General features: G+C 52.5%; 23 protein-coding genes. 2 read left to right on the forward strand and 21 right to left on the reverse strand.

The genetic code is table 11. The features are described from left to right. Positions 1–90 precede the first annotated feature (90 nt). Positions 91–366, reverse strand: a complete 276-nt coding sequence (gene ychH / locus ACQG2G_RS12570) for a stress-induced protein YchH (protein WP_013096227.1) — start codon at positions 364–366, stop codon at positions 91–93. 273 nt (positions 367–639) lie between these two features. On the opposite strand from ychH, the gene pth reads away from it, so the two are divergent. Next, on the forward strand, positions 640–1,224 hold the full coding sequence (gene pth / locus ACQG2G_RS12575) for an aminoacyl-tRNA hydrolase (protein ID WP_013096226.1): 585 nt from the start codon (positions 640–642) through the stop codon (positions 1,222–1,224). Between the two features lie 126 nt (positions 1,225–1,350). Then, the gene (ychF, locus tag ACQG2G_RS12580) at positions 1,351–2,442 is read left to right on the forward strand and encodes a redox-regulated ATPase YchF (RefSeq protein WP_013096225.1); all 1,092 of its coding nucleotides are present in this window, start codon (positions 1,351–1,353) and stop codon (positions 2,440–2,442) included. 54 nt (positions 2,443–2,496) lie between these two features. Here ychF and ACQG2G_RS12585 read toward each other — a convergent pair whose 3' ends face one another. From ACQG2G_RS12585 to tssH, 20 genes are all read right to left on the reverse strand, one after another. Continuing rightward, positions 2,497–2,790 carry a YciI family protein gene (locus ACQG2G_RS12585; RefSeq protein WP_061771716.1) on the reverse strand — a complete coding sequence of 98 codons (294 nt, stop codon included), beginning with the start codon at positions 2,788–2,790 and terminating at the stop codon, positions 2,497–2,499. 100 nt (positions 2,791–2,890) lie between these two features. Then, positions 2,891–3,256, reverse strand: a complete 366-nt coding sequence (locus tag ACQG2G_RS12590; protein WP_071830012.1) for a hypothetical protein — start codon at positions 3,254–3,256, stop codon at positions 2,891–2,893. Between the two features lie 16 nt (positions 3,257–3,272). After that, complete coding sequence (locus tag ACQG2G_RS12595; protein WP_045294335.1) at positions 3,273–3,653, reverse strand: hypothetical protein; 381 nt, start codon at positions 3,651–3,653, stop codon at positions 3,273–3,275. 83 nt (positions 3,654–3,736) lie between these two features. Continuing rightward, positions 3,737–4,213, reverse strand: a complete 477-nt coding sequence (locus ACQG2G_RS12600) for a hypothetical protein (protein WP_061771715.1) — start codon at positions 4,211–4,213, stop codon at positions 3,737–3,739. A 26-nt stretch (positions 4,214–4,239) separates the two neighbouring features. Further along, on the reverse strand, positions 4,240–4,722 hold the full coding sequence (locus ACQG2G_RS12605) for a hypothetical protein (RefSeq protein ID WP_061771714.1): 483 nt from the start codon (positions 4,720–4,722) through the stop codon (positions 4,240–4,242). A gap of 151 nt (positions 4,723–4,873) precedes the next feature. Then, on the reverse strand, positions 4,874–5,116 hold the full coding sequence (locus ACQG2G_RS12610) for a hypothetical protein (RefSeq protein WP_045294338.1): 243 nt from the start codon (positions 5,114–5,116) through the stop codon (positions 4,874–4,876). A gap of 565 nt (positions 5,117–5,681) precedes the next feature. Next, positions 5,682–5,888, reverse strand: coding sequence for a hypothetical protein (locus ACQG2G_RS12615; protein ID WP_032674991.1), 207 nt, complete (start codon positions 5,886–5,888; stop codon positions 5,682–5,684). Positions 5,889–5,893: 5 nt separating this feature from the next. Next, positions 5,894–10,327: an RHS repeat-associated core domain-containing protein gene (locus tag ACQG2G_RS12620; protein WP_248078766.1), complete on the reverse strand. Its 4,434-nt coding sequence runs from the start codon at positions 10,325–10,327 to the stop codon at positions 5,894–5,896. Between the two features lie 3 nt (positions 10,328–10,330). Then, on the reverse strand, positions 10,331–10,771 hold the full coding sequence (locus ACQG2G_RS12625; RefSeq protein WP_029882748.1) for a DcrB-related protein: 441 nt from the start codon (positions 10,769–10,771) through the stop codon (positions 10,331–10,333). Positions 10,772–10,846: 75 nt separating this feature from the next. Then, positions 10,847–11,923 (reverse strand): hypothetical protein, encoded by a 1,077-nt coding sequence (locus ACQG2G_RS12630; RefSeq protein WP_061772190.1) that lies wholly within the window; start codon positions 11,921–11,923, stop codon positions 10,847–10,849. 3 nt (positions 11,924–11,926) lie between these two features. Continuing rightward, a complete protein-coding gene (locus ACQG2G_RS12635; RefSeq protein WP_236276381.1) occupies positions 11,927–12,367 on the reverse strand; it encodes a hypothetical protein in 441 nt (146 codons plus the stop codon). Positions 12,368–12,482: 115 nt separating this feature from the next. Next, entirely contained in the window at positions 12,483–12,965 is a 483-nt protein-coding gene (locus tag ACQG2G_RS12640; RefSeq protein WP_248105164.1) for a hypothetical protein, read from the reverse strand. A 10-nt stretch (positions 12,966–12,975) separates the two neighbouring features. Beyond that, positions 12,976–14,898 (reverse strand): type VI secretion system Vgr family protein, encoded by a 1,923-nt coding sequence (locus ACQG2G_RS12645; protein WP_248078763.1) that lies wholly within the window; start codon positions 14,896–14,898, stop codon positions 12,976–12,978. A gap of 65 nt (positions 14,899–14,963) precedes the next feature. After that, positions 14,964–15,398, reverse strand: a complete 435-nt coding sequence (locus ACQG2G_RS12650; RefSeq protein WP_061772260.1) for a hypothetical protein — start codon at positions 15,396–15,398, stop codon at positions 14,964–14,966. 89 nt (positions 15,399–15,487) lie between these two features. Then, complete coding sequence (locus tag ACQG2G_RS12655; protein ID WP_058684072.1) at positions 15,488–17,416, reverse strand: type VI secretion system Vgr family protein; 1,929 nt, start codon at positions 17,414–17,416, stop codon at positions 15,488–15,490. Between the two features lie 65 nt (positions 17,417–17,481). Beyond that, positions 17,482–17,949: a hypothetical protein gene (locus ACQG2G_RS12660; protein WP_045903138.1), complete on the reverse strand. Its 468-nt coding sequence runs from the start codon at positions 17,947–17,949 to the stop codon at positions 17,482–17,484. Positions 17,950–18,000: 51 nt separating this feature from the next. Next, positions 18,001–18,465, reverse strand: coding sequence for a hypothetical protein (locus tag ACQG2G_RS12665; RefSeq protein WP_061772261.1), 465 nt, complete (start codon positions 18,463–18,465; stop codon positions 18,001–18,003). Further along, entirely contained in the window at positions 18,449–19,252 is an 804-nt protein-coding gene (locus tag ACQG2G_RS12670; protein WP_045903140.1) for a hypothetical protein, read from the reverse strand. Before ACQG2G_RS12670 ends, ACQG2G_RS12665 begins: the two co-directional genes overlap by 17 nt. A gap of 20 nt (positions 19,253–19,272) precedes the next feature. Beyond that, positions 19,273–20,706 carry a serine/threonine protein kinase gene (locus tag ACQG2G_RS12675; protein WP_023620597.1) on the reverse strand — a complete coding sequence of 478 codons (1,434 nt, stop codon included), beginning with the start codon at positions 20,704–20,706 and terminating at the stop codon, positions 19,273–19,275. Positions 20,707–20,730: 24 nt separating this feature from the next. Beyond that, complete coding sequence (gene tssH / locus ACQG2G_RS12680; protein WP_040020078.1) at positions 20,731–23,346, reverse strand: type VI secretion system ATPase TssH; 2,616 nt, start codon at positions 23,344–23,346, stop codon at positions 20,731–20,733. Positions 23,347–23,383: the final 37 nt, after the last annotated feature.

Below are 23,383 nucleotides of genomic sequence, written 5' to 3' on the forward strand. Positions count from 1 at the left end.
TGGTGCCTTACGTTACGTGAGGGTCAACCCCTCAGGCAAAAAAAAACGACTCCATCTGGAGTCGTTTCAGTGTTCTTTATTCTATGCGCACTAGCTGTGCTTATGCTGGTCGCGGCGGCAGCGTTTGTCGTAATGGCGCACCCACCAGTATTTATCACACACTTCCTCATGACCGCTCACACGCGCCCCGGCGAGCCACAGTACCGCCCCCAGGAAGATGCTCAATACCGCACCATGCGCGAAGTATTGTGGGAGATCAAGCTGCGGCAATTGGTTTAAAATTGAATAACCCACACCGGCTACCATCACGAACAGCCCCAACCCCATCAGCACGTTACCGAGTAACGAAGCGTTTTTGCGTTTCATATGTCACCTCCGGAACTTTGGGTTGTAGGGAATAAGTCCCTATTCCTTGTGTGTAAAGTATAGACAACGCCCCTTTTATGAGTTGCGTCAATGATCACAATTACAGATTACTCCCAAACAAAAATTTACAAATAACGCATTGAACAGCTTGAAATTCTAATTGTTCAAAGAAGTAATTATTCGTATTTCGCTGTTAAGGTCGCAGAATTTTGTCAAGCGGCGCGCCAGACAGTAAACTACGCGCCAGATCTGGAACCCATTAGGAATTGAATCGTGACGATTAAACTGATTGTCGGCCTCGCCAACCCAGGCGCAGAGTACGCTGCAACCCGCCACAATGCCGGGGCCTGGTACGTTGATCTGCTGGCCGAACGGTTACGTGCTCCCCTGCGTGAAGAACCAAAATTCTACGGGTATACCTCACGTATCAATCTCGCCGGTGCGGATGTGCGCCTGCTGGTGCCTACCACCTTTATGAACCTGAGCGGCAAGGCCGTGGCGGCAATGGCAACGTTTTATCGCATCAATCCGGATGAGATTCTGGTTGCTCACGATGAGCTGGACCTGCCGCCAGGCGTGGCAAAGTTTAAACTGGGCGGCGGCCATGGCGGACACAACGGTCTGAAAGATATCATCAGTAAGCTGGGTAATAACCCGAATTTTCACCGTTTGCGCGTGGGAATCGGCCATCCGGGCGATAAAAACAAAGTTGTTGGTTTTGTGCTGGGTAAGCCCCCGGTTTCTGAGCAGAAACTGATTGATGAGGCGGTAGACGAAGCGGCGCGCTGCACTGAAATCTGGCTCAAAGATGGGTTAACCAAAGCGACAAACCGCTTACACGCTTTCAAAGCGCAATAATCTGCCCGATACGGCATTTTTACCGCGCGGTAGGCGGGTTACGTGTATAATAGGCGTAGTTATTTACTTTTCATCAGTCGGTTATCGTTAACGGATTGATTATCAAGATATTAAGGTGATTTAGAAATGGGATTCAAATGCGGTATCGTCGGTCTGCCAAACGTGGGCAAATCCACCCTGTTTAACGCGCTTACCAAAGCGGGTATCGAAGCGGCGAACTTCCCGTTCTGTACCATCGAACCTAACACCGGCGTTGTGCCAATGCCCGACCCGCGTCTGGACCAGCTCGCGGAAATCGTGAAGCCGCAGCGCATTCTGCCAACCACCATGGAGTTCGTGGACATCGCGGGTCTGGTGAAAGGTGCATCCAAAGGTGAAGGTCTGGGTAACCAGTTCCTGACCAACATCCGTGAAACCGAAGCGATCGGTCACGTGGTGCGTTGCTTCGAGAACGACAACATTATCCACGTAGCGGGCAAAGTAAACCCGGCGGAAGATATTGATGTCATCAACACCGAGCTGGCGCTGTCGGATCTGGATACCTGCGAACGTGCGATCCACCGTATCTCCAAGAAAGCCAAAGGTGGCGATAAAGACGCCAAAGCCGAATTAGCGGTACTGGAAAAATGTCTGCCACAGCTGGAAAACGCAGGTATGCTGCGCTCTCTTGACCTGAGCAAAGACGAGAAAGAGCTTATCCGCTACTTGAGCTTCCTGACGCTGAAGCCAACCATGTACATTGCCAACGTGAACGAAGACGGTTTCGAAAATAACCCGTACCTCGATCAGGTTCGTGCTATCGCCGAGAAAGAAGGTTCTGTCGTTGTTCCGGTTTGCGCCGCTGTAGAAGCCGATATCGCCGAGCTGGATGACGAAGAGCGTGACGAGTTCATGGCTGAGCTGGGTCTGGAAGAGCCAGGTCTGAACCGCGTTATTCGTGCAGGTTATGCCCTGCTCAACCTGCAGACCTACTTCACCGCTGGTGTGAAAGAAGTGCGTGCATGGACTATCCCTGTTGGCGCAACGGCTCCACAGGCTGCGGGCAAGATCCACACCGATTTCGAGAAAGGCTTTATCCGTGCGCAGACTATCGCGTTTGAAGACTTCATCACCTACAAGGGTGAGCAAGGCGCGAAAGAAGCTGGCAAGATGCGTGCTGAAGGGAAAGACTACATCGTTAAAGATGGCGATGTGATGAACTTCCTGTTTAACGTCTGAGTCGGTATGAATGAAAAAAATCCACGCTTTGGCGTGGATTTTTTTATTGCGCGGTCAAAACACATTGGCTAAGCGTTCTGTTTTCATGCTGGGTTCAAAAGGAATGATGTCAGCCGTCGCAAGCTTTAACCTCTGAAACGGAGCTTCGCGTAGTCGCTCTTCAAGTGAGGCAAGACTCTCACTTTTAGCGAGAATGACACCACCGTTTCTCGGGACCCGTCTTCCGGATGCGAGGAAAATCCCCTCTGCATACCCCTTTTTTAGCCACTCTACATGCGCAGGTATCGCTGCATCAATCTCTTCGAGTGGTTTGATATAGGTTAAAATGACAATATAAACTGTGCTCATGCTTTGCCTCTCAGCTGTGTTTTTAGCCGCTTGTTGGAATTGCTTATGCAGTCCCTCTTTTGCCACCCGGTTATGGTTATCATTTTGGGCACATTTGATCTTAATATGCAGGGCCTGAGCAAGACAACGCGTTACGCGTCATATCCCAGGAGTAAAACCAATCATGCCAGCCGTTTTTTTTTGCTGGATAGCTACAGACAACGACCACTTCCTTTGACAGGTTGAATGTTAAGTAATAGAAAGTCGCGCCTTCAGGAGGTGCAGAAAAAAATAGTTTTTCGCCCTGAGCATTGAAGATGGTTAAAATGGTTGGTAATGGCTTTGGTTCGCTTAACGCAAAAACTAACTGGCGTGTTGAGTCGACCATTGCATAGTCTAAAAATGGTATATTAACCAGTATGTTACTTTCACCACATACCCATTGAAGCAGGTCATTCTCTTTACTACAACTGAGATTTTCAATCATTGGCAAACCTCAACTTTTAAAGTTTGAACTGTTTCAAATCACCTTCAAAAAGCCCCACAAGATAAACCCGGTATCGGGCTGGCTGCACTTCTTTATACGTTAATACAGTAGAAAACTCTTTTAAACACTTTGAACATGTGTTTTGCGAAACATTTAGTTGGCTGTCATCGTAAATATATATATTATTGTCACTGACGAGCTTCACACCTCTCATTTTCTTAACCAGGAAGTATTTTACCTCTTCAGAAAGCAAGTCAAACTCATATGAGTTCACGATGGAATAGGTTATTACACCCTCGCATTCAGGGCATGCTATTTCTGTGCCATAATCTATAAAGTCATTATCTATGCCATCCAGGACTAATATTTTCTTTTTCAGTCGATTAGTTATTTTCATTTCCTTTAAACTTTTTAATTTATTAATAGACAAGTAAAGTGAGAAGAAAACGGGGCGATTTATTAATCACTAACATTATTTAATCAAACATTCCATTCGATATAAATACCACAATCGAAGATTTTTTCATTAGACTGTACAATAATTCTTCCCCATTCATGATCCCATTGAATTCCATATGGGGGAGTGATAATTTTAAGTTTGGGGTGCGAGGTTATTTCACTCTCAATCCATGCTGCCAAGCGTTGTTCTTCTTCAGATAAATTACTCAAATTGGCTCTTTTATTCCAATCTCCTAAAGTTTTATAAAAATTTCCATTCTTACTTGTAAGGAATATTGAAGGGGAAAAAGAAAACACTGAAGGCCTCAGTTCCAAAATGAAAGTTTGATCTTTCCAATCTATATTATCAATAGAGAAGTAATAATGACCTATTGTCGTAAATGGCGAGAATAACTTGTAAAACTCCGAATTTTTAAACGTCTCTAAATCCTTTAATTCAAGGGGGTGGTTATCAATGGCCACTAAGCCACTATTAACATCAAAATGCATTTCTAACATATCTAAACCACCTTATCTGAAAGTGACTATGTTATATTCCAAACTATATATATCCCATGATTAAATGATTTTATCTCATATGAGACGGAAACCCGTCCCCATTCAAAGCGCCATCTCGTCATGTCTGTTTCCGTGGTATCAGGCGTTTCCAGGTTTAATGATTCTTTCAGCCAATCAGACAAGCTTTTCACTGAGTCATTAAGCATATGAATATTAGTTCGCGCATTCCAGTCATTTAATGCGTTATAGTATTGACTATTTTTATCAACAAGATGAAGCATAAAAGGAAATCCATAGCACACTGGACGTATAGTAACTTGAAATTCTTTGTCGAAAAACGCTACTGAGTCAACAAGGTAGTGATTCGGCATGATTTTATTTGCAGCATTGCGCTTTACTAATTCGTGGTATAAATCACACTTACAAAACCCTTCTTCAGTATCAATTCCCAAAGGCAGATCATCAAATTTTAGCTCACCGGTAATCGGATTAAAACTTAATTCAATCATGTTCCCCTGCTTTAGTTTTGACTGCCTAACAAGATCTTAATGATATAACCGACTGCAACATGATAGCATTCATGTGAGGAAAGTTTTTCCGAGTAGAAATTACATTTCCTATAACCATTTCCAATGGCACCAGCATAATAATAAAGTCTTATTACCAAAGGTGCAATAAATCAATCCACATTTCTTTTTCCCCAGCAATAACGTTTATGTCATCTCTATTTTGTTTTACATACTGCATGTACGTTTCATAAATAGCTCTTATTATCACCGTTTTTTCAGAGCGAGATCCTTCAATCAAAGTCATTAGTTTTTCTAAATAAATGGATGAATCTACTCTTTCGTTGAAAAACACCTTGAGATAATCGAGTACTTCATTATATGAATCGTAGTTCATGAGAGTCATATCCTACTTCAAATACTGATTTGTTTTGGCATATCAACTTCTTGAGATGTCCTGATAGCTGTGTCTCGCTTTCCAGCAGCAGCTTGCCTCAGCCTGTTCACGCCTTCCCAGCGTATCTGCCCTTCGATATCCACTATCCGCTCTGGCGTGCCGTTGGGCTGGCAGTGGAACCAGAAGATCTCTGGGGCATTAACGTCGTCAGTATGTGCCAGCGGGTCATCACTGTCTGGTCGCAGTATAATTAGGTCATCGGCACGTCCCCGAGCACCTTCTGCAGCAGCCGGTTAGGGGTAATTTTCTCAATCGCCCTTCGAACGGATTATCATCAACGGCGAACAGATTTTGAATAAAGTTAAAAGAAGGAAATCAGCGTAATGCGTGATATAGAAAATAAAATCTGTAATTAATATATTTCTAATACCCCTCATAGAGGAGGGTAAGGATTGGGACGAGTCAAGAATCATTTACCCTTCCCCATGCATCAACCTGCTCACCTTCCATAAAAAACAAACATAATAAACAACCTGAAAAAATTAATTCCCCGCATAACTATTAGTTAGCAAAAATAAAAGTAAATATCACGTATCAAATCTCCATCCGCTTCATCAACGGTTCTTGTTTTGACTTTATTAAAGTCAGCTAAAATACCTTTCACTGGCACATCAGGCTTTGATATGTCATCATAAAATGCTTCCTGTTGACTTTCCCGAACATATTTTTTTATTAAAAAAACAAGATTCTTTCGTAACTCTTCTTCTGTCATCGCTTTTACTCCGGAATTATAGTAACACGGTCAAAAACAACAGGGTAATTACGTTCGACTGGTAGCAACTGTAATGCCCCACCTTTACCATACTCAGGATATGCACTGGTGAAAAGCTCATAACCTGGCCCTCTGCCACCATTGGCAAGAGGGACTTGCACCTGAGGTATACCATTTTTATAAAGTTGTAATGTATCAAACTCACCCAGTAAACGTGCATCACTCCATGAATCAGGATTACCTTTCTCATAAAATATTTGATAGGCATCCCTGGCTTCATGTGCAGATTTATATTTCGTATATCCAAAATAACTTAATGGTGCTGATTTATTTTCCATTGTCTGTGCAGCATATTTGCTATCCATATACCGGTATGCGATAGAAGGCATAGTCGAACTTGGGCCACTTGGACCAACATAGAAATCAGGTTTTGTTTTACCGCTACACTCACGGCTCAACCCCCACGGATCCACCCAACCCAGCGCATTCGGCGCATACTGGTAAAGATTTATCCCTCCCGCCAGCCCTATCGGGTCCTGCTGCGTAAACCGCCCGCAGTCCGGGTCGTAATACCGGAACAGATTGTAGTGCAGCCCTGTCTCACGGTCCAGGTATTGCCCCTGCATCCGCAGGTTCTGGGAATATCCTGATAGCTGCGTCTCGCTTTCCCGTAGCAGCTTGCCCCAGGCGCTGTTAACGCCTTCCCAGCGCACCTGCCCTTCGATATCCGTCATCCGTTCCGGCGTGCCGTTCGGCTGGCAGTGGAACCAGAAAATCTCCGGAGCATCAACGCCGTCAATACGTGCCAGCGGGTCGTAGCTGTCCTGATCGCTGTAGACATAGGTCAGCGGCACGTCTCCGTGCAGCTCCTGCAGCAGGCGGAACCCTTCCCAGACAAACCGGGTGGTGACGGGCTTACCGGTTGGCTGTCCGCCCAGCATCTGCTGGCGCGTTTTGCTGATGCGGCGTCCAAGCAGATCGTAACGGAAGCTGACCTGCGTCTGCGGCCTGTTACGATCCCGCGGCTGGCTGATCACTTCCGTCAGGCGGCGTTCACCGTCGTACCGGTAGTGCCAGCGGGTCTGGCCGTTATCCTTCTCCACGGTGCGGCCGTGGATGTCATAACGCCAGTGAATGCCGTTCAGCTGCGTCAGACGGTTGTGCGTGATCTTTTCAGCAGATCCGTCGAGCGGGTTACCGGCCGCATCCCAGCGCCACTGCTCCTGCCCGGGCAGCGTGCCGTCCTGAACGAGCAGGCGCCCGGCGCTGTCGTACTGCCAGCGGTACCAGCTGAACGGATTATCATCCCGTTCTTCCCGCACCAGGTTATTGCGGTAGTCATAATCCCAGCGGCGGGACCAGCGGCGAGGTGACGGGCGCTGGGCGTTGCCGGTGAAGACATCCCGGCGATGCAGGCGGCCGAGACGGTCGTATTCGCTGCGGGTGGTGAGCAGCCCCTGCGTGCGGCTGGTCTCCCGGTGGAGTTCGTCGCGTGTAAAGTCGGATACCGACAACTTATCAAGGGCAATGCTGAGCAGATGCCCGCTGCCGTAGTAGAACTGTTTGAGTTCGCGGCCATCCGGCAGCGTAACGGAGGTGCGGTTGCCAAGGGCATCATACTGCCACGCCAGCTCACCGTGCTCGCCCGCTTCGCGGGTCACGCGACCAAGTGCGTCATACTCAAAGGAAAGCTCCTGCTCAGCCTCGGTACTCCACGCGTCGGCTGAAAGCGCCGGGTGCAGCCCAATCCGGGTCAGCAGCCCTGACGGGGTGTAGTGGTAGCGGGTCTGCCCTTCCGGCGTAGTGCGGGCGACCAGTTGCCCGCTCGCGCTCCAGGCAAAGGCGTGGGTGATGGCCTCCGGATGGCCGGCAGCAAAGGTGCGCGCTATCGTGCGCCCACAGGCGTCGTAGCGATACTGCGAGGCCACACCATCAAGCCCCACCTCCTCCAGCAAGAGCGAGTCAGGCCCCCAGCGGAACTGATACGCTTCGCCGTTTTCATTTTCAAGGGCAATCAGACGCCCTCTGCTGTCCCAGCAGCGACGAACTTCCTCACCCTGCGTATTACGCGTGGCGGTTAAGCGTCCGGCCTCATCGTATCTGAACTCACTTTCTTTACCGTCAGCGCCAGCATGCTTCACTGGCAGGCCACGTTTGTTCCATGTAAGCGACTCTGTCCAGCCTTCCGGGCGATCGAGCTGCACCGGGCGCCCGGCAGCGTCGTAGCGATAACGCGTCTCTTCGCCGTCGGCGCCCGTCTCGGTCATCAACCAGCCCAGCGGATGATAGTGATAGCGGGTGGTGCGGCCAGAGCAGTCTGTCGCACGCACCACTTGTCCCGCTTCGTTGTACTCCTGATGGCGGCTGTTTCCGGCGGCATCCACCTCTTCAACGACCAGACCAAACTCGTCCCGGCGCAGCAGCGTGGTCTGCCCCATTGGGTCCACCACGCGGTTCAGGCCGTGATGTTCGTCGTACCAGAACCGGGTAGCGCTGCCGTCGGCTTCAATGATGGCCGTCGGTAGCGCGCGGTGTTCAAGCCAGGTCGTGGTGCGGGCATTGCCGTCAGGGTCGATCTCCTGCACCCGGTTGCCCATCTCGTCGTAAACGAAGGTGACGGTGTTCCCGAGCGGATCGATGCGTTGCGTGAGGAGCTCGTTCTCATCCCACGTGTAGCGCCAGTTCTCGCCGCGCTCGTCAACGTAGCGGACGATCAGATTTTGCGCGTTCCAGTAGTGCTGACGTTTCTGACCATCGTAGTGTTCGACGGTGGTCAACCCGGCGTCAAGATCGTAGGTGAAGCGACAGCCATCCCCGGTACTGGTGCGGTTTTCAACCACGCGCCAGTGGTCAAATTTTTTCCAGCGGTATTCACTTTCCAGCCCGCCCGGCAGACGATGCCAGACCATCAGGCCATGGTCGTTATAGCGGTATTCGCGGGTGACTACACCAGAGGCATCCGTCGCGCTCGCCAGCTGGCCACGCGCATCGTAACCCCATTGCATCAGCGGCCAGCTACGGCTGCCGTCAAAATGGCTGGCAGCGGTTACGCGCTGCGGGAATCGTTCGTCCTCATAGCGCAGGGAGACGTCTATTGCCCGCGGCTCATCGTGCAAACCGACCAGCCTGCCGAGCTCATCCCACTCCGTCAGCAGTGCGTTGCCGTATTCGTCGCTAAGGGAGGCCAGACGCAGAACGGATGGATTCACGCGTGTCGGTTTATACAGGCGCCACACCGCGCCGTCATCGTCGGCTATCGCCACATCACCGCTCTCGTTGCGGCGGATGATGATACCCTCGCTGATGCTGTAGAATGCGCGGTCGACGGGTGGCAGTTCAAAGCTCAGCTCACGCCCGGTTTCGTCGAACCAGGTGGCATTGTTCTCTTCAAGCGTCAGATAACTGTCAAAGGTAGTTGCCCAGCCCAGGCCAAACAACCCTTCGCGGGTGGTCAGGCTGTTATAACTGCGCTGCCAGCGAAGCGGAAAACGCCCGGGCAGCGAGAAATCGAGCTCATCATCGTCATTCAGCACCTTCACGCCGGTGGCGGCATGAACCGGGTGCGTGGAACCAAATACGGCATTGACGGCCATATCGGCCAGCATCCCGCCCCCGGCTGCTGCCAGGGCACAGGGCATGTTTTTTAAAATCTTGCCCGGACGGCCGCGCAGCAGGGAGAGCGCAATCATCCCCAGTGCCAGCCCCGGCGTTTTGCCGCTCTTGATATCGCGAACCGTCAGCGTCTCGCCGCCGATGATCACATTCGGGGAAACGTCATCGGAAACGGTGCCTTCGCAGGTGGTGCGATCTTTGGCACGTACTGCCGGTTGTCCATTGATAAAGACGCTTTTAGAGCCTTCCGCCAGATACTGTGGTCCGGAGTGTTTTTCACACGCGACCTTATCCTCTTCCAGCGGCGATGTACCCGCCGCAGCGGAGGCCACGCTCGGCTGCCACATTTCGCTGCCGAACTGTCCGGCAGCAGAGAGCAACATGCCGGCGTAATCGGCAAAACTTCCCGGTGACTGTGGTTCTGGAGGTGGCGTATCTGCGGGCGTCAGCGTTCCGGCCGCGCGTGCAGCGGGAAGGCTGTTGGTGAGCACATTGCTGGAGCCGGTGGTGATTTTACCTGCGGGTGACGGCGGGAACAGCGCATCACCCAGCCCCTCCGCGATATTACTGATATCGTCGGTAACACCCGCCAGGTTAGCCAGTACGCCACCGACGATCCCGCTTAACAGGCAGCTGGATCCAATCGCCGCCACGCCCGCAGCGGCGGCCCCGGCCCCCAGCAGTGGTGCGGCGGCAGTTGCTGCCAGCCCTACCGCCGCGCCGATCACCGCGTAGGCGGCACCTTCCGCCACAATGCTGGTGATATCCGCGAAAATGCTGGAGTGAATAATCTCGTCACCCTTGCGGGCCGCGTTGTTATCGCTCATGCCTTACACATTCCGGTTGTCGTTAAGCGTCAAACTTTGCTTAAGCGCGCTCCAGCGCGCCTCGTCTTCTTCATTGAATGCTCTGAGTGCCGAGAGGGTAAAAATCATCAGGACCGGTTTACCCGGGGTCTGCACCGCCAGCTGTTTTTGCCACAGGCGCTGGCCGTTACGGTCAAACGAGGTTTCAACTTCCAGACCGTTGATTTTTCCGTCAGGACCGGCTTTTACGCGCTGAAATTCACTCTGGACGATCTCCCCCATCTGTGGGCGCAGCAGCTCCCACTGGCGGTGGAACTCTTTCTCATGATCGCTGCCATCCGGGATAACCCCGCGACTGACAACCACAGATAGCCCGCTTTCGTCATCGCGAATGATGTTCATCGTGTTATCCTGCCAGGCAGCAGGAAAAAGGGAAAACGAACCTTCCTGGAGGGTGTATTTCATAGGTGGACTCGGGATGATTAATATTGAAAGAAATAAAGTGACCGGTTTGATTTGGCCTTTTGAACGGCTGTTTCGTTATTCAAGCCAGTGGCCCGACTGCTCAACCAAAATATGGCCGCCTTTGCTGACAACCAGTTTCAGTGGTGCATAGGTCACGGTATAGGTAACGTCCCCATTCTTATAGGTTGAGCCGGTTATTTTACCTGTGGGATCCTGAAGCGTTTTCCCCTTTAAGGAGATCGTACTGTTATCACTTTTGCGAACGCCAAGATAATACATCTGGCCACACTCACGCTCGAAACGCCCGCAGTTATTTACCAGAGAAATAGTGAACTTATCGGTATCCAGCTTTCTGGTTTCAACGTTATGAACGGGAGCCGCTTTATTTAACGTATAACGCAGCGGAGCATAATAACGACCTTTTTGAGGAGGCGTGACTAAACGCCACACCATTTTGCTTCCGTTAATTTCCAGAACGGCTCGTCCATCCACATCGCCAAACGAGGAGTCAAACTTAACGTTCGCACGATTGCCCGTGATAGCACCGCTTAGATTGTGTTCATCCTCTGCGGGACAATCGATGCGGTTTCCTCTCTGAGAGATATAGCAATATGACCCGGAGATACGGTCGCCTGATTCCGTTAAACGCAGGGTTAGCGTCGAGTCAGTGCCGAACGTGCCTGCCCACACCCCATCAAACGTTAATTTTGCCTGGCTGTTCGTTGCAAAATGCATCGCTTTGAATCTGGCAGCCCATTGCTGAATATCAGCATTCACCACCTGACTATGATCAGATGACTGATAATGAATAACGTCTGACTCAGGAACGACCCAGGCCGTATAGATTTTGCCGTCAGGTTCGATGACCAAAGCTGACGCATTCTCCTGATAAAGATCGTTAAGCCAGCCTTCAACAAACAGGCCTCCGCCTGAGGTTGAATGGGGTTCGCCAAAGACATCAAAATTGCTAATAAACGTCTCGTAATCGCTGCCCAGCGTCTTCCTGAGCGTCTCTTTCACTTCGCTGTCGTTAACGATGTGGCCTACGGTATCGAGCCTATTGTATTGCGATAGCTCAAGCGCGGCTGAAGTTTCAACTGAGCCCAGTAATAGCGCGGTGAACAATGCGCATGCTAAATTTTTCCTGGCCATAAATTACTCTTGGGCGCCATTATCGTAATTCAATGTTATTGTCACAATCTTGCTGTCTTTAATCCCGAACGAGAGAAGCTTGTTACCCAATTGATAAAAACACCATTGTTCCCCGGCATCATTTTCCATCTGACCCTTGCCATATGCATTACTGAGTTCCCTGGCTGTTGACCCTACATGAATACCGCGCGGTGTTTTGCCCTCCCCGGCGGTAAGGGTAATTTGCGATACGATATAATCGTCAGCATTGCGTTCGACCTTATCCCACCAGAGATTGGAAACATAAATGTCAAACCCCACCTTTTGATGCTGGTAGAATTTATAGTGGGTTCCGTCAAAAGGAACCTCACCGACAAAATTACCTTCTATCGGTACCTCAATTTTACGCGCAACGTCATCTGTCCATCTTTCACCCAATGTGACAGTCTCATCTTCCATCTGCACAGTAAAATCCTGGTTAACTAAAACCGGCGGCATATTATGTGCATACACCACATAGCAGTTCAGAGAGAAAAATATCGCGGTAAAACGGAGAAATATTAAAATGTAATTTTTCACGTTAATCATTGCCCGCGTTAATGACAACCGAGTCCAGACAATCAGGTTTATTTACGGAGAAACTGAAACTAACCTTTTGTCCATTAATATCTTCTGGCGCGGTATAGCTGGTCACTTCATTTCCGGAGCGGCCTCGGGGATAATCCGTTAACACCAGCTCCGGATAATGCTTTTTAACGGCATCGAGTGTGATGCACAGACCTGACGGGGAAAAATTCAATAACGGTGCCATGCCGTCGCGCTCTTTGCTTACCCGAAAATCAATCCCGGTAATGCGCATATCGTCCGCCAGCCTGACATCATCGGCATGATAGAAGTGAATGTATTCATTATCTTTTGTCAGCGTAAACTGCAACGGCAGATCATTAACACTGGTGTTGGATAGCGTTCTAAGTGAAGCACTCATCTCTGCAATGAACATCCAGAGATCTTTTTTCGTTGCGTGTCCTTCTGGCATGCCCATCGCTAATAACGCGACAAGCACCGCTCCAGCCTTAATCACCCTTGGTCGTGAATTTCGCCTGAACCGCCGCATCAATATCTCCTTTGTGCCCCGCGCCCGGCGCCGTTGTGCCTGGCTTAGCGCCTGACGTATTGAGATGCAGCTTACCGCCCGTGGTGATATGACCATCCCCTTCAACGAAGAAGTTAAACTCTTTACCGATCAGGCTAATTTTGCCGTTAGCGTTAAGTTCAATCGCACTTTCACCTGACACCAGCCGCAGTTTGGTGCCGGAGGCAACGACATACTGCTCCACCGCCGCATCCAGCTTTCCTTTGCCGGTCAGGATCTCGGTTCCGCCTTTTACCGCCTGGATCTGATTCGCTTCCACACGATGCAGTTCATTTTTCTTTACGTAATGGCTACGCTCGCCGCCGACGCTGTGCGTTTCGTCATTCTTGATGCTGGTATCCATATTTCGCTCGGCCTGGATCCACACCTGTTCCGCCCCCGCCTTGTCCTCAAACCGCAGGGCGTTGGCATTATCCACGGAGCCATCTTTCGTGCGGCTCATAAAGCCCATCTGCGTCGCCGCCGCCGGCAGCGCCCACGGTGGCATGCTGGCATCGTTGTATACGCGCCCGGTGATAATCGGACGGTCCGGGTCGCCGTTGATAAAGTCCACCACCACCTCATCGCCCACGCGCGGGATCTGCACCCCGCCGTAGCCCTGGCCCGCCCAGGCGCTCGACACACGCACCCAGCAGGAGCTGGTGTCGTCCCCTTTTGCCAGACGATCCCAGTGGAACTTCACCTTCACGCGGCCATATTTGTCCGTCCAGATGCTTTCTCCCTGGGGCCCGACGACCTTCGCCGTCTGCGGGCCGTAGGTACGCGGCCACGCCGTGGACTGCGCCGGACGGAACGACACCGACGCCGGGATAACCGTGAAATCGATACGGTGAATGGTCTCCCCTTCGCCGCTGGCATAGCGGTTCTCTTCCAGATGATACCCGGCCGCCGTCACCAGATAGTCAGCGTTATCGCTGAAGAACGGTGCATTGGTCAGGGTGAAGGTGTGACCCGGCGCAATACCCGCAGCCGTTGCCGTGGCCTGAATCTGCTGATGCTCCACCTGCCAGCGCTCCTGGCGAATGCGGGCGTAGAACTCCGCATGCCCGGACTCCACAAAGCGCCCCGGCCAGTCGTACACGTCGATGCTGCCCGGCTTCGGCGAGGCCGGGTTCTGCTGCGCCTGGAACAGCCACGCGTTCGGCTTGCGGAAGTCGTAGTCGTCGAGGCTGTAAATGCCCGGCGTGACGCTGTCCTCCAGCGCCCACTGGCTGATGCCCTCTTCGTCCGTGCTGCCGCCGGACGGCGTCTGGTGATAGGGGATGACCTCGTAGCCGCTGAATGGCTGATGCTGCGTCGCGGCGTCGGTGAGCACCAGGGTGTGTTTGTCGGCCTCGTGGCTGAAGTAATACGCGATTCCCTCCAGCTCCATCAGGCGGCTGATAAAGTCCAGGCTCGACTCCTGATACTGGACACAGTAGTCCCACACCCGGTAGCTGCCGGTGAGCTTATCTTCCACGTTGACCTGATGCTCGCCCAGCAGGGTTTTCACAATCTGCGGCACCGTCTGCCCCTGGAAGATACGCAGGTTACGGTCACGCTTCATCGGCCACAGGTCCGGCTCCACCGTCAGCTGATACACCGCATAGCGCGTGCCCGTCAGCTCAACGGCGCTCACCGCCACGCGCGTGACTTTGCCGTTGATGTAGCGCGGGGTAAGCAAGTTCTGGGTCGGGATGGTCACCGTGACCGGCTGGCCCAGCAGTTTGCTGCGGTCGATACGCGCATCCGTGCCGAGCAGGGTCAGCGTCAGGGCGAACGACTCAGACATCGCCTCGCGGCCGGAGAGTTTCCAGAAGAGCAGCCCCTCGACGGGGAGCTGGACGGTAATTCGGTTGAGCATAATCGTTATTCCGTAAATGCAACATCTTAGTTTCAGCAGCTTCGATGCAGCGTTAATTGCAACGCTTACTTAAGCCACAAACCTGAAAACATAAGGACACACCCCAACGAGAGAAGGAGTTTGGCAAAGATAAACAGGGGCGGCGCTACGGTGTGTGTGACCCGGGAAATTTTTTCATAATTCGGAGCGTTGTATTTTTTATGCACCACCATAACACCAGACAATATTGTGCATAGCAAAACGGCGGTAAATTTCATACCCCAGACGCACAGGAGAGACATAGATATGATGATGGAGTAGTGTTTAGCCACCGCGACCGGAAATAATGAAAATGACTGAGCCAGCCATTTCAAAAGAAAACCAATGCCGACTGTAGAAAGCAGGACAAGTACCAGTATCAGACCCGTATTGATCCATTGTTTCTTATTAAACAGGTTATTGTTATTCCAGATAAGCGCAAGTGTGAGGATCAAAAAGAAAAAAAAGAAAAACCAGTTCATTTCAATATGCCTCTTTTGCCCACCAACACATGCACCTCCCGTCGCCTTACGGTAACGGGATTGCCGGTTGTGTGGCAGGCTGAATATGCTTACTTATTGGCATTGAAAACAAAAAAACCATCCACTTCCTGCTGGATTGCCGTCTGGTGGGATGCCCCTGGTGCATTAATGGCATTGCTGCCATCAGCAGGATTAAGATGCAGTTCCCCGGAAAGCGTGTTTATTTGTGCACTCTGTTTTGCGGTAAAGTTAAAGTTATTGCCAATGATATTTACGCTCCCGTCTTTTGATAATTCAATGGCGCTTTCACCACACTCCAGCCTCAACGTATTGCCCGCTGAAATAATAAAGTTATTAACAACTTTATCGCTGCGGCTGTTGCCCGTCAGGCAAACCACATCCCCTTTAACCCCTGCCTTCTGATTTTTTGCCACCCGTAAGGTTTCATCCTCTCCCACATATTGGGTTCGATTTTTTTCCGTGGCATGCGATTCATCATTTTTGACGTTGATATCGAGATTGCGCTCGGCCTGGAGCCACACCTGTTCCGCACCCGCCTTGTCCTCAAACCGCAGGGCGTTGGCGTTATCCACGGAGCCATCTTTCGTGCGGCTCATAAAGCCCATCTGCGTCGCCGCCGCCGGCAGCGCCCACGGTGGCATGCTGGCATCGTTGTACACGCGCCCGGTGATAATAGGACGGTCCGGGTCACCGTTGATAAAGTCCACCACCACCTCATCGCCCACGCGCGGGATCTGCACCCCGCCGTAACCCTGGCCCGCCCAGGCGCTCGACACACGCACCCAGCAGGAGCTGGTGTCGTCCCCTTTTGCCAGACGGTCCCAGTGGAATTTCACCTTCACGCGGCCGTATTTGTCCGTCCAGATGCTCTCTCCCTGGGGCCCGACAACCTTCGCCGTCTGCGGGCCGTAGGTACGCGGCCACGCCGTGGACTGCGCCGGACGGAACGACACCGACGCCGGGATAACCGTGAAATCGATACGGTGAATGGTCTCCCCTTCGCCGCTGGCATAGCGGTTCTCTTCCAGATGATACCCGGCCGCCGTCACCAGATAGTCACCGTTATCGCTGAAGAACGGTGCGTTGGTCAGGGTGAAGGTGTGGCCCGGCGCAATACCCGCCGCCGTGGCCGTGGCCTGAATCTGCTGATGCTCCACCTGCCAGCGCTCCTGGCGAATGCGGGCGTAGAACTCCGCATGCCCGGTCTCCACAAAGCGCCCAGGCCAGTCGTACACGTCGATGCTGCCTGGCTTCGGCGAGGCCGGGTTCTGCTGCGCCTGGAACAGCCACGCGTTCGGCTTGCGGAAGTCGTAGTCGTCGAGGCTGTAAATGCCCGGCGTGACGCTGTCCTCCAGCGCCCACTGGCTGATGCCCTCTTCGTCCGTGCTGCCGCCGGACGGCGTCTGGTGATAGGGGATGACCTCGTAACCGCTGAACGGCTGATGCTGCGTGGCGGCATCGGTGAGCACCAGGGTGTGTTTGTCGGCCTCGTGGCTGAAGTAATACGCTATCCCCTCCAGCTCCATCAGGCGGCTGATGAAGTCCAGGCTCGACTCCTGATACTGGACACAGTAGTCCCACACCCGGTAGCTGCCGGTGAGCTTATCTTCCACGTTGACCTGATGCTCGCCCAGCAGGGTTTTCACAATCTGCGGCACCGTCTGCCCCTGGAAGATACGCAGGTTACGGTCGCGCTTCATCGGCCACAGGTCCGGCTCCACCGTCAGCTGATACACCGCATAGCGTGTGCCCGTCAGCTCAACGGCGCTCACCGCCACACGCGTGACTTTACCGTTGATGTAGCGCGGGGTAAGCAGGTTCTGGGTCGGGATGGTCACCGTGACCGGCTGGCCCAGCAGTTTGCTGCGGTCGATACGCGCATCCGTGCCGAGCAGGGTCAGCGTCAGGGCGAACGACTCGGACATCGCCTCGCGGCCGGAGAGTTTCCAGAAGAGCAGCCCCTCGACCGGGAGCTGAACGGTAATTCGGTTGAGCATAATCGATATTCCATATGGCTTATGCGACACAAATGATTACGTCAGTAGATCTGACATGCTGAATACTATTCTGATTCAGCCGACTTATTTATGGCGGGTTGGCTTTTTATGAGATAAATAAGTGAACCTATCTTTACTATTTCAGACAGGACAAGAAGTGAGATATTTACTTTTAATCCGCCCCATCCTAATCCACCTGCAATCATAGGAAAAAAAGGTACTGAGCTTCGTAAAGTGATAATGCGCAAAACCTCAAGTGACAATGAAAACTTGACAGCATAATGCTTTTTCTTGAAAAAAAACCACGCAGAAAAAAGCAACACCAGCGGTATCAACACATAAACAAGGTAATACGTCCCCTGCAACGTATCATCTACCCCTCCGAACCATGTCATGTACACTAGCAAAGCCAGATTCACTAATGCTGAAACCCAATCTCCACCCAGAAAACCCCAGGAATCAATGGCGTAATACACAGCCCCAATGACATCCATGACACCCCAAAAGTAGAATATTTTTTCTCTCGCAGTCATACTGGGCACCAACGTAATTTAAATTTCGCAAAGAAAATTTATTTTCAGCAATCAACGCGAGTCATTTAAACTACGTTCTGTTTTCCTGTTGCTCATCAAATAGAGCATAGAATATAATTTCAGACACTCAGATAAAACAAACAACCCTAAATTCAGCCAGATGTTCGATATTCCAGACACGGTTACTAGCAGAGGGAATAGTGTTACTGAACATCTGAAAGAAATAAGCCGCAAAACCTCTTGGATAATCGCAAACTTAATCGCATATGTTTTTCTTTTAAAGAAAAACCAGGCAGAAGCAAATAGCGAAAGTAAGAGAGCTAAATCCAAAATAAAAAAAAGGAATACCAGAGCACTATAACCACCGCTTGCAACATCGCTGGAAAGGCCACTAAACGCCACGATATCAGAAATAAATGGAATTTTACCCTGCCGAATTGTATTCACAAAATAAAGCATGACTGCCAGGACATCCATACATCCCCAGAAATACCATAATTTATTTTTTAAATTCATAATCTTCTTCTCTGACTCCCGGTATCCATTGCCATGATTTACCACTTACAGCCCAGGCATCATCCCCTTCCTGATACTTTTGATAAATCGATCGTGCTTCACCATATCGCCTGATTACAGACTTTTCCGATATCAAGGCACGAGAAACATTATCTAAATCATCAGGTAAAGGCGTCCAATGTTGAATTTTATCACGTGACGTATTCATATAATCTTTGCCGTCAGATCCAAAAACTCGCCCCTCATCCCCCATACTTGTCAGTCGGTTTATCGCCATAATCAGAACATTTTTTGTGCCATGATAATCATTGTCTACCGTCTTCCAATATCCAGGCCCATATTGAGCCGTGGCGGGAACAAACGTATCTCTCGTTGGAGACGGTTTTCCGAACAGAGCCACATTATGGCGATAGCGCTCGATGATGTAATTTACAAAAGCCGAGTTGTACATCGTCGGATCAACACAAAATAAATCACCCGATTCAGCGATGAAAAAAGGGTAAGTGGATTTTGTACGTTGGCGTTGAGCAATTAAAACCACTTCCCCTGAGTCAATTAATCGCTCAATCTTATTCAGGTTCTGAGCATATAGCGGATCGAATACCGCATTAGGGTTAAATTCGAAGCGATGTCGTATACTCAGGCCGTCTATGCTGTGAAATGGATTAGATACTCCACGAACCACGACAAATTCACGACCTACATCGCTCCGTGCATACACAGGAGAGACAATCTTTTCGAATTCCTTTGGATGAAGTCTTTGGCTTCTAAGATCGTACACTTCCATAAGATCTCCTGTTTATATTCCTACGGATTCACCAGCCAGGTGCCAGGCTTCACGATATCCAGCGTCTGGCTACGGGTTCTGCCGTTGCCCTGCAGTTCAATGCTCACCTCACCCGCTGGCAGCTTGAGCGATGCATAGCCGTTGTTCGCCGGACGCAGCGCTTTTGGCTCGCCGTTCACTTTCAACGTCTCGCCGTCAAGAATGCGAATGTAGACCAGAGCAATCGGGCTGGCTTCAACCGGTGGCGGCGTCGGTTGCGCTGTCGCAGGCGTTGCCGCTTGTTCGCTTACCTTCGCGGTCTCCGGTTTGACATCTGGCGCGTTCGATGCGGTTTCCGTCGTGCGGGATGCTTCCGGCGCTTGCGCAGCCTGTTCTGGCGCATCGTGGCCGCCGCTGAACAGCATCGCGCCAGCGACCACCCCAACCAGCACACCCGCGGCAACCATCCCGGGGATCTTGTAACGACGCCAGTCAAATGCCGAAGCCGGTGCCTCTTCTTCCACCGGCACCAGCATGGTGCCCGGTTTTTTAGCAGTCAGCACGTCATCGATACCGGCGACCGGCATCTCGATTAACGCCGCGAACTCATCAATAGACTGCGGACGGTCTTCCATGTGCAACGCCAGGGCACGGTCGATAGCCTGCAACAGCGACAGGGAGTACCCCTGCGGCTGGATTTCCGCCAGCGGTTTGCAGGTATCCTGAATGGAACGCACCACGCTGACCGGCGGCGGTGAGCCCACGATCAGGGTGCGCAGCACCGCGCCGAGCGCGTAGATATCCGTCCACGGTCCCTGCTCGCTTTCGTTGTCGTCGGTGTACTGCTCGATAGGCGCAAAGCCCGGACGCAGCATGGTCTCGGTTTCGTCAGAGAGGTTACCGATGGTGCGACGCGCGGAGCCGAAGTCCAGCAGCACCGGCAGGCCGTTATCCTGGATCTGAATGTTATCCAGCGAAATATCGCGGTGCAGATAGCCCTCGTCATGGATGGTCTTGATTGCGCCAAACAGCATCGGCAGCGTACGACGGATCCATGCCTCGTTAATCAGCTCCGGCTTCTCCTCGCGCAGGCGAGAAAGCGTAGTGCCGCTGTAAAACAGCGTGCCCATGTAAGCCGTATCGTTTTGCACCCAGAAGCGCAACACGTGCAGCAGGTTCGGGTGGTTGAAGCGCGCCAGCAGGCGGGCTTCCTGAATGAAGCTATTCAGCCCCGCCGAAAACGCTTTGCCAAAGCGTTCGCTGCGCAGTACCAGCGTCATGTCGTCGCCGCGCACGGCGAGCGAGGAAGGCATAAATTCTTTGATAGCGATAGTGCGTTCGAGCTGGTGATCCCAGGCGCGATAGACGATGCCGAATCCGCCGCCGCCAATCACCTCTTTAATTTCAAACTCGTTGAAGCGATACCCGACCGGGAGCGCGTTTGGGACAGTCCGATTGTTATCATTATCCGTCATCTTTTACAGTTCTCTTGATGATTATTACGCGGCAAACTGACAGTGAAACTCGCCCTGCTCGCAGGTGACATGCAGACGTCGGTACTGCTCGTCGCTGCGGCTGGCGGTAAGTAATATCTGACTCATCTGAGGCAGCAAGGTGTTGGTCAGGATCGCATCCACCATACGTCCACCTGATTCCACCTCGGTACAGCGCTGAACAATCTGTTCTACAACGCTGTCATCAAACTCGGAAATAATATTGTGATTCTCTTCCAGCCGACGCTGAATGCGTTTGAGCTGCAGGCGAACAATTTGCCCCAGCATCGCGTCGCTCAGCGGATAGTACGGCACCACCAGCAGACGGCCCAGCAGCGCCGGTGGGAACACCTCCAGCAGCGGCTGGCGCAGCGCCCCGCTTAACGCCTCCGGTTCCGGCATCAGTTCCGGATCGGCACACATGGCGCTGATAAGCTCGGTTCCGACGTTAGACGTCAGAATAATAATCGTATTACGGAAATCAATGTGACGACCTTCGCCATCCTCCATCCAGCCTTTGTCGAAGACCTGGAAGAAGATCTCATGTACGTCCGGGTGCGCTTTTTCGATTTCGTCCAGCAACACCACGCTGTAAGGACGGCGACGTACGGCCTCGGTTAACACCCCGCCTTCACCATACCCGACGTATCCCGGGGGTGCACCTTTTAAGGTGGAAACGGTGTGCGCTTCCTGGAATTCACTCATGTTGATGGTAATGACGTTCTGCTCACCACCGTACAGCGACTCCGCCAGCGCCAGCGCGGTTTCGGTTTTCCCCACGCCGGACGGGCCACAGAGCATAAACACGCCAACCGGCTTGTTCGGATCGTCGAGTTTTGCCCGGGAGGTTTTCACCCGGCGGGCAATCAGATCCAGACCGTGACGCTGGCCAATTACCCGCTGGTTCAGCGTGTCGGCGAGGTTCAGTACCGCGTCAATCTCGTTTTTCACCATCCGGCCCAGCGGGATGCCGGTCCAGTCAGAGACTACGGCCGCCACCACGTTTTCATCCACAGCGGCAAACAGCAACGGTTCATCACCCTGTAAGGCGTTCAGCGCCTGCTGCTGCTCTGCCAGTTGGCTGCGCAGCTCAGCGGTGTCGTCATCGCCCGCCGCAAACAGTGCGGCACGCAGGCGAATGATCTCCTGCACCAGGCTACGCTCGTCTTCCCAGCGCCGGGCCAGGGCCTCACGTTTGGCCTCATACGCGTCACGCTCTGCGGTTAATGCCGTGACGCGCTCAGATTCCCCTGCACCGACGCGCGCTTCGCGCTCCGCTATCTCAATTTCCACGTCCAGCGCCGCAAGATGGCGCAGGCAATCTTCCAGCTGCGCCGGAGGTGCACTCTGGCTCACCGCCACGCGGGCGCAGGCCGTATCCAGCAGCGCAACGGCTTTATCCGGCAGCTGACGGGCCGGAATGTAGCGATGCGAAAGCTTCACGGCTGCGCTAACCGCTTCGTCGAGCAGTAAGACCTGGTGGTGGGTCTCCAGCGGCGACACGGTGCTGCGCAGCATCAAAACCGCTTTGGCCTCATCGGGTTCATGTACCTGCACCGTCTGGAAGCGACGGGTCAGCGCCGGATCTTTCTCGATGTATTTTTTGTATTCCGCCCAGGTAGTGGCGCCAATGGTACGCAGTTGTCCACGCGCCAGCGCTGGCTTCAGCAGGTTGGCGGCATCACCGGTGCCCTGCTGACCGCCCGCACCGATCAGGGTGTGGATTTCATCGATAAACAGAATGACTGGCGTGGCGCTGGACTGCACTTCATTGATTAATGCCTGCAGACGGGCTTCGAACTCGCCTTTCATCCCGGCACCGGCCTGCAGCATACCGATATCCAGCAGCCACAGCTGAATGTTTTGCAGCGGCTCCGGCACATCGCCGTCGGCGATGCGCAGCGCCAGCCCTTCCACCACCGCCGTTTTTCCGACGCCGGCTTCCCCGGTCAGCAGCGGGTTGTTCTGGCGGCGACGCATCAGGATATCGATCATCTGGCGGATCTCTTCATCGCGCCCAACCACCGGGTCAATTTTGCCTTCACGGGCACGGGCGGTCAGGTCCTGACCATACTGGGCCAGCGTTCCCTGGGCAGCAGGCACCGAACCGGCTGGCGCATCCACTGCGGCAGCGGCCTGCTGCGTCTCTTTGCTGTTGGCGCAGATGGTGTCGAACTGCTCGATCAGCACCTCGACGTTAAGACGGGTAAACTGCGCCGAGATGCTCTTCAGCACGTTCGCCAGATTCCAGGTTTTCAGAATGCCGATCAGCAGATGGCCACCGCGGATACGGCTGACGCCAAACTTCAGCGATCCATAGACCCAGGCGCGCTCGACGGCGCTGTCGATATGTTCGGAGAGATCGGAAACGGAACTGGCTCCGCGCGGCAGGGCATCGAGCGCCGCCACGATATCGCGCGTCAGCTGCTGTTCGTCGAGGGCAAAATGACGGATCACCTGTTGCAGATCACCATCCTGCTGCTGCATCAACTGATGCAGCCAGTGCACCAGCTCGACGTAGGGGTTGCCGCGCAGCTTGCAGAACGCGGTGGCGCTTTCCAGAGAGGTAAATAACAGCGTATCCAGTTTGCCGAAAAGCACGGCACGGCTAATTTCTGACATGTTAGTTTCCATTAACAATGATTCGGTATACGGAAGG

It is taken from the genome of Enterobacter cloacae complex sp. 382A5 (genome assembly GCF_050031095.1).
GTDB classification, from domain to species: domain Bacteria; phylum Pseudomonadota; class Gammaproteobacteria; order Enterobacterales; family Enterobacteriaceae; genus Enterobacter; species Enterobacter cloacae.

Bases quoted from the DNA above. Each gene is read 5' to 3' on its own strand.
- ACQG2G_RS12665 (WP_061772261.1), bottom strand. From the start codon at position 18,465: ATGAATTTAAAAAATAAATTATGGTATTTCTGGGGATGTATGGATGTC.
- ACQG2G_RS12620 (WP_248078766.1), bottom strand. From the start codon at position 10,327: ATGAGCGATAACAACGCGGCCCGCAAGGGTGACGAGATTATTCACTCC.
- ACQG2G_RS12610 (WP_045294338.1), bottom strand. From the start codon at position 5,116: ATGAACTACGATTCATATAATGAAGTACTCGATTATCTCAAGGTGTTT.
- ACQG2G_RS12655 (WP_058684072.1), bottom strand. From the start codon at position 17,416: ATGCTCAACCGAATTACCGTTCAGCTCCCGGTCGAGGGGCTGCTCTTC.
- ACQG2G_RS12605 (WP_061771714.1), bottom strand. From the start codon at position 4,722: ATGATTGAATTAAGTTTTAATCCGATTACCGGTGAGCTAAAATTTGAT.
- ychH (WP_013096227.1), bottom strand. From the start codon at position 366: ATGAAACGCAAAAACGCTTCGTTACTCGGTAACGTGCTGATGGGGTTG.
- ychF (WP_013096225.1), top strand. From the start codon at position 1,351: ATGGGATTCAAATGCGGTATCGTCGGTCTGCCAAACGTGGGCAAATCC.
- ACQG2G_RS12650 (WP_061772260.1), bottom strand. From the start codon at position 15,398: ATGAACTGGTTTTTCTTTTTTTTCTTTTTGATCCTCACACTTGCGCTT.
- ACQG2G_RS12625 (WP_029882748.1), bottom strand. From the start codon at position 10,771: ATGAAATACACCCTCCAGGAAGGTTCGTTTTCCCTTTTTCCTGCTGCC.
- ACQG2G_RS12615 (WP_032674991.1), bottom strand. From the start codon at position 5,888: ATGACAGAAGAAGAGTTACGAAAGAATCTTGTTTTTTTAATAAAAAAA.
- ACQG2G_RS12600 (WP_061771715.1), bottom strand. From the start codon at position 4,213: ATGTTAGAAATGCATTTTGATGTTAATAGTGGCTTAGTGGCCATTGAT.
- tssH (WP_040020078.1), bottom strand. From the start codon at position 23,346: ATGTCAGAAATTAGCCGTGCCGTGCTTTTCGGCAAACTGGATACGCTG.
- ACQG2G_RS12630 (WP_061772190.1), bottom strand. From the start codon at position 11,923: ATGGCCAGGAAAAATTTAGCATGCGCATTGTTCACCGCGCTATTACTG.
- ACQG2G_RS12670 (WP_045903140.1), bottom strand. From the start codon at position 19,252: ATGGAAGTGTACGATCTTAGAAGCCAAAGACTTCATCCAAAGGAATTC.
- ACQG2G_RS12675 (WP_023620597.1), bottom strand. From the start codon at position 20,706: ATGACGGATAATGATAACAATCGGACTGTCCCAAACGCGCTCCCGGTC.
- ACQG2G_RS12645 (WP_248078763.1), bottom strand. From the start codon at position 14,898: ATGCTCAACCGAATTACCGTCCAGCTCCCCGTCGAGGGGCTGCTCTTC.
- ACQG2G_RS12585 (WP_061771716.1), bottom strand. From the start codon at position 2,790: ATGAGCACAGTTTATATTGTCATTTTAACCTATATCAAACCACTCGAA.
- ACQG2G_RS12660 (WP_045903138.1), bottom strand. From the start codon at position 17,949: ATGACTGCGAGAGAAAAAATATTCTACTTTTGGGGTGTCATGGATGTC.
- ACQG2G_RS12590 (WP_071830012.1), bottom strand. From the start codon at position 3,256: ATGATTGAAAATCTCAGTTGTAGTAAAGAGAATGACCTGCTTCAATGG.
- ACQG2G_RS12595 (WP_045294335.1), bottom strand. From the start codon at position 3,653: ATGAAAATAACTAATCGACTGAAAAAGAAAATATTAGTCCTGGATGGC.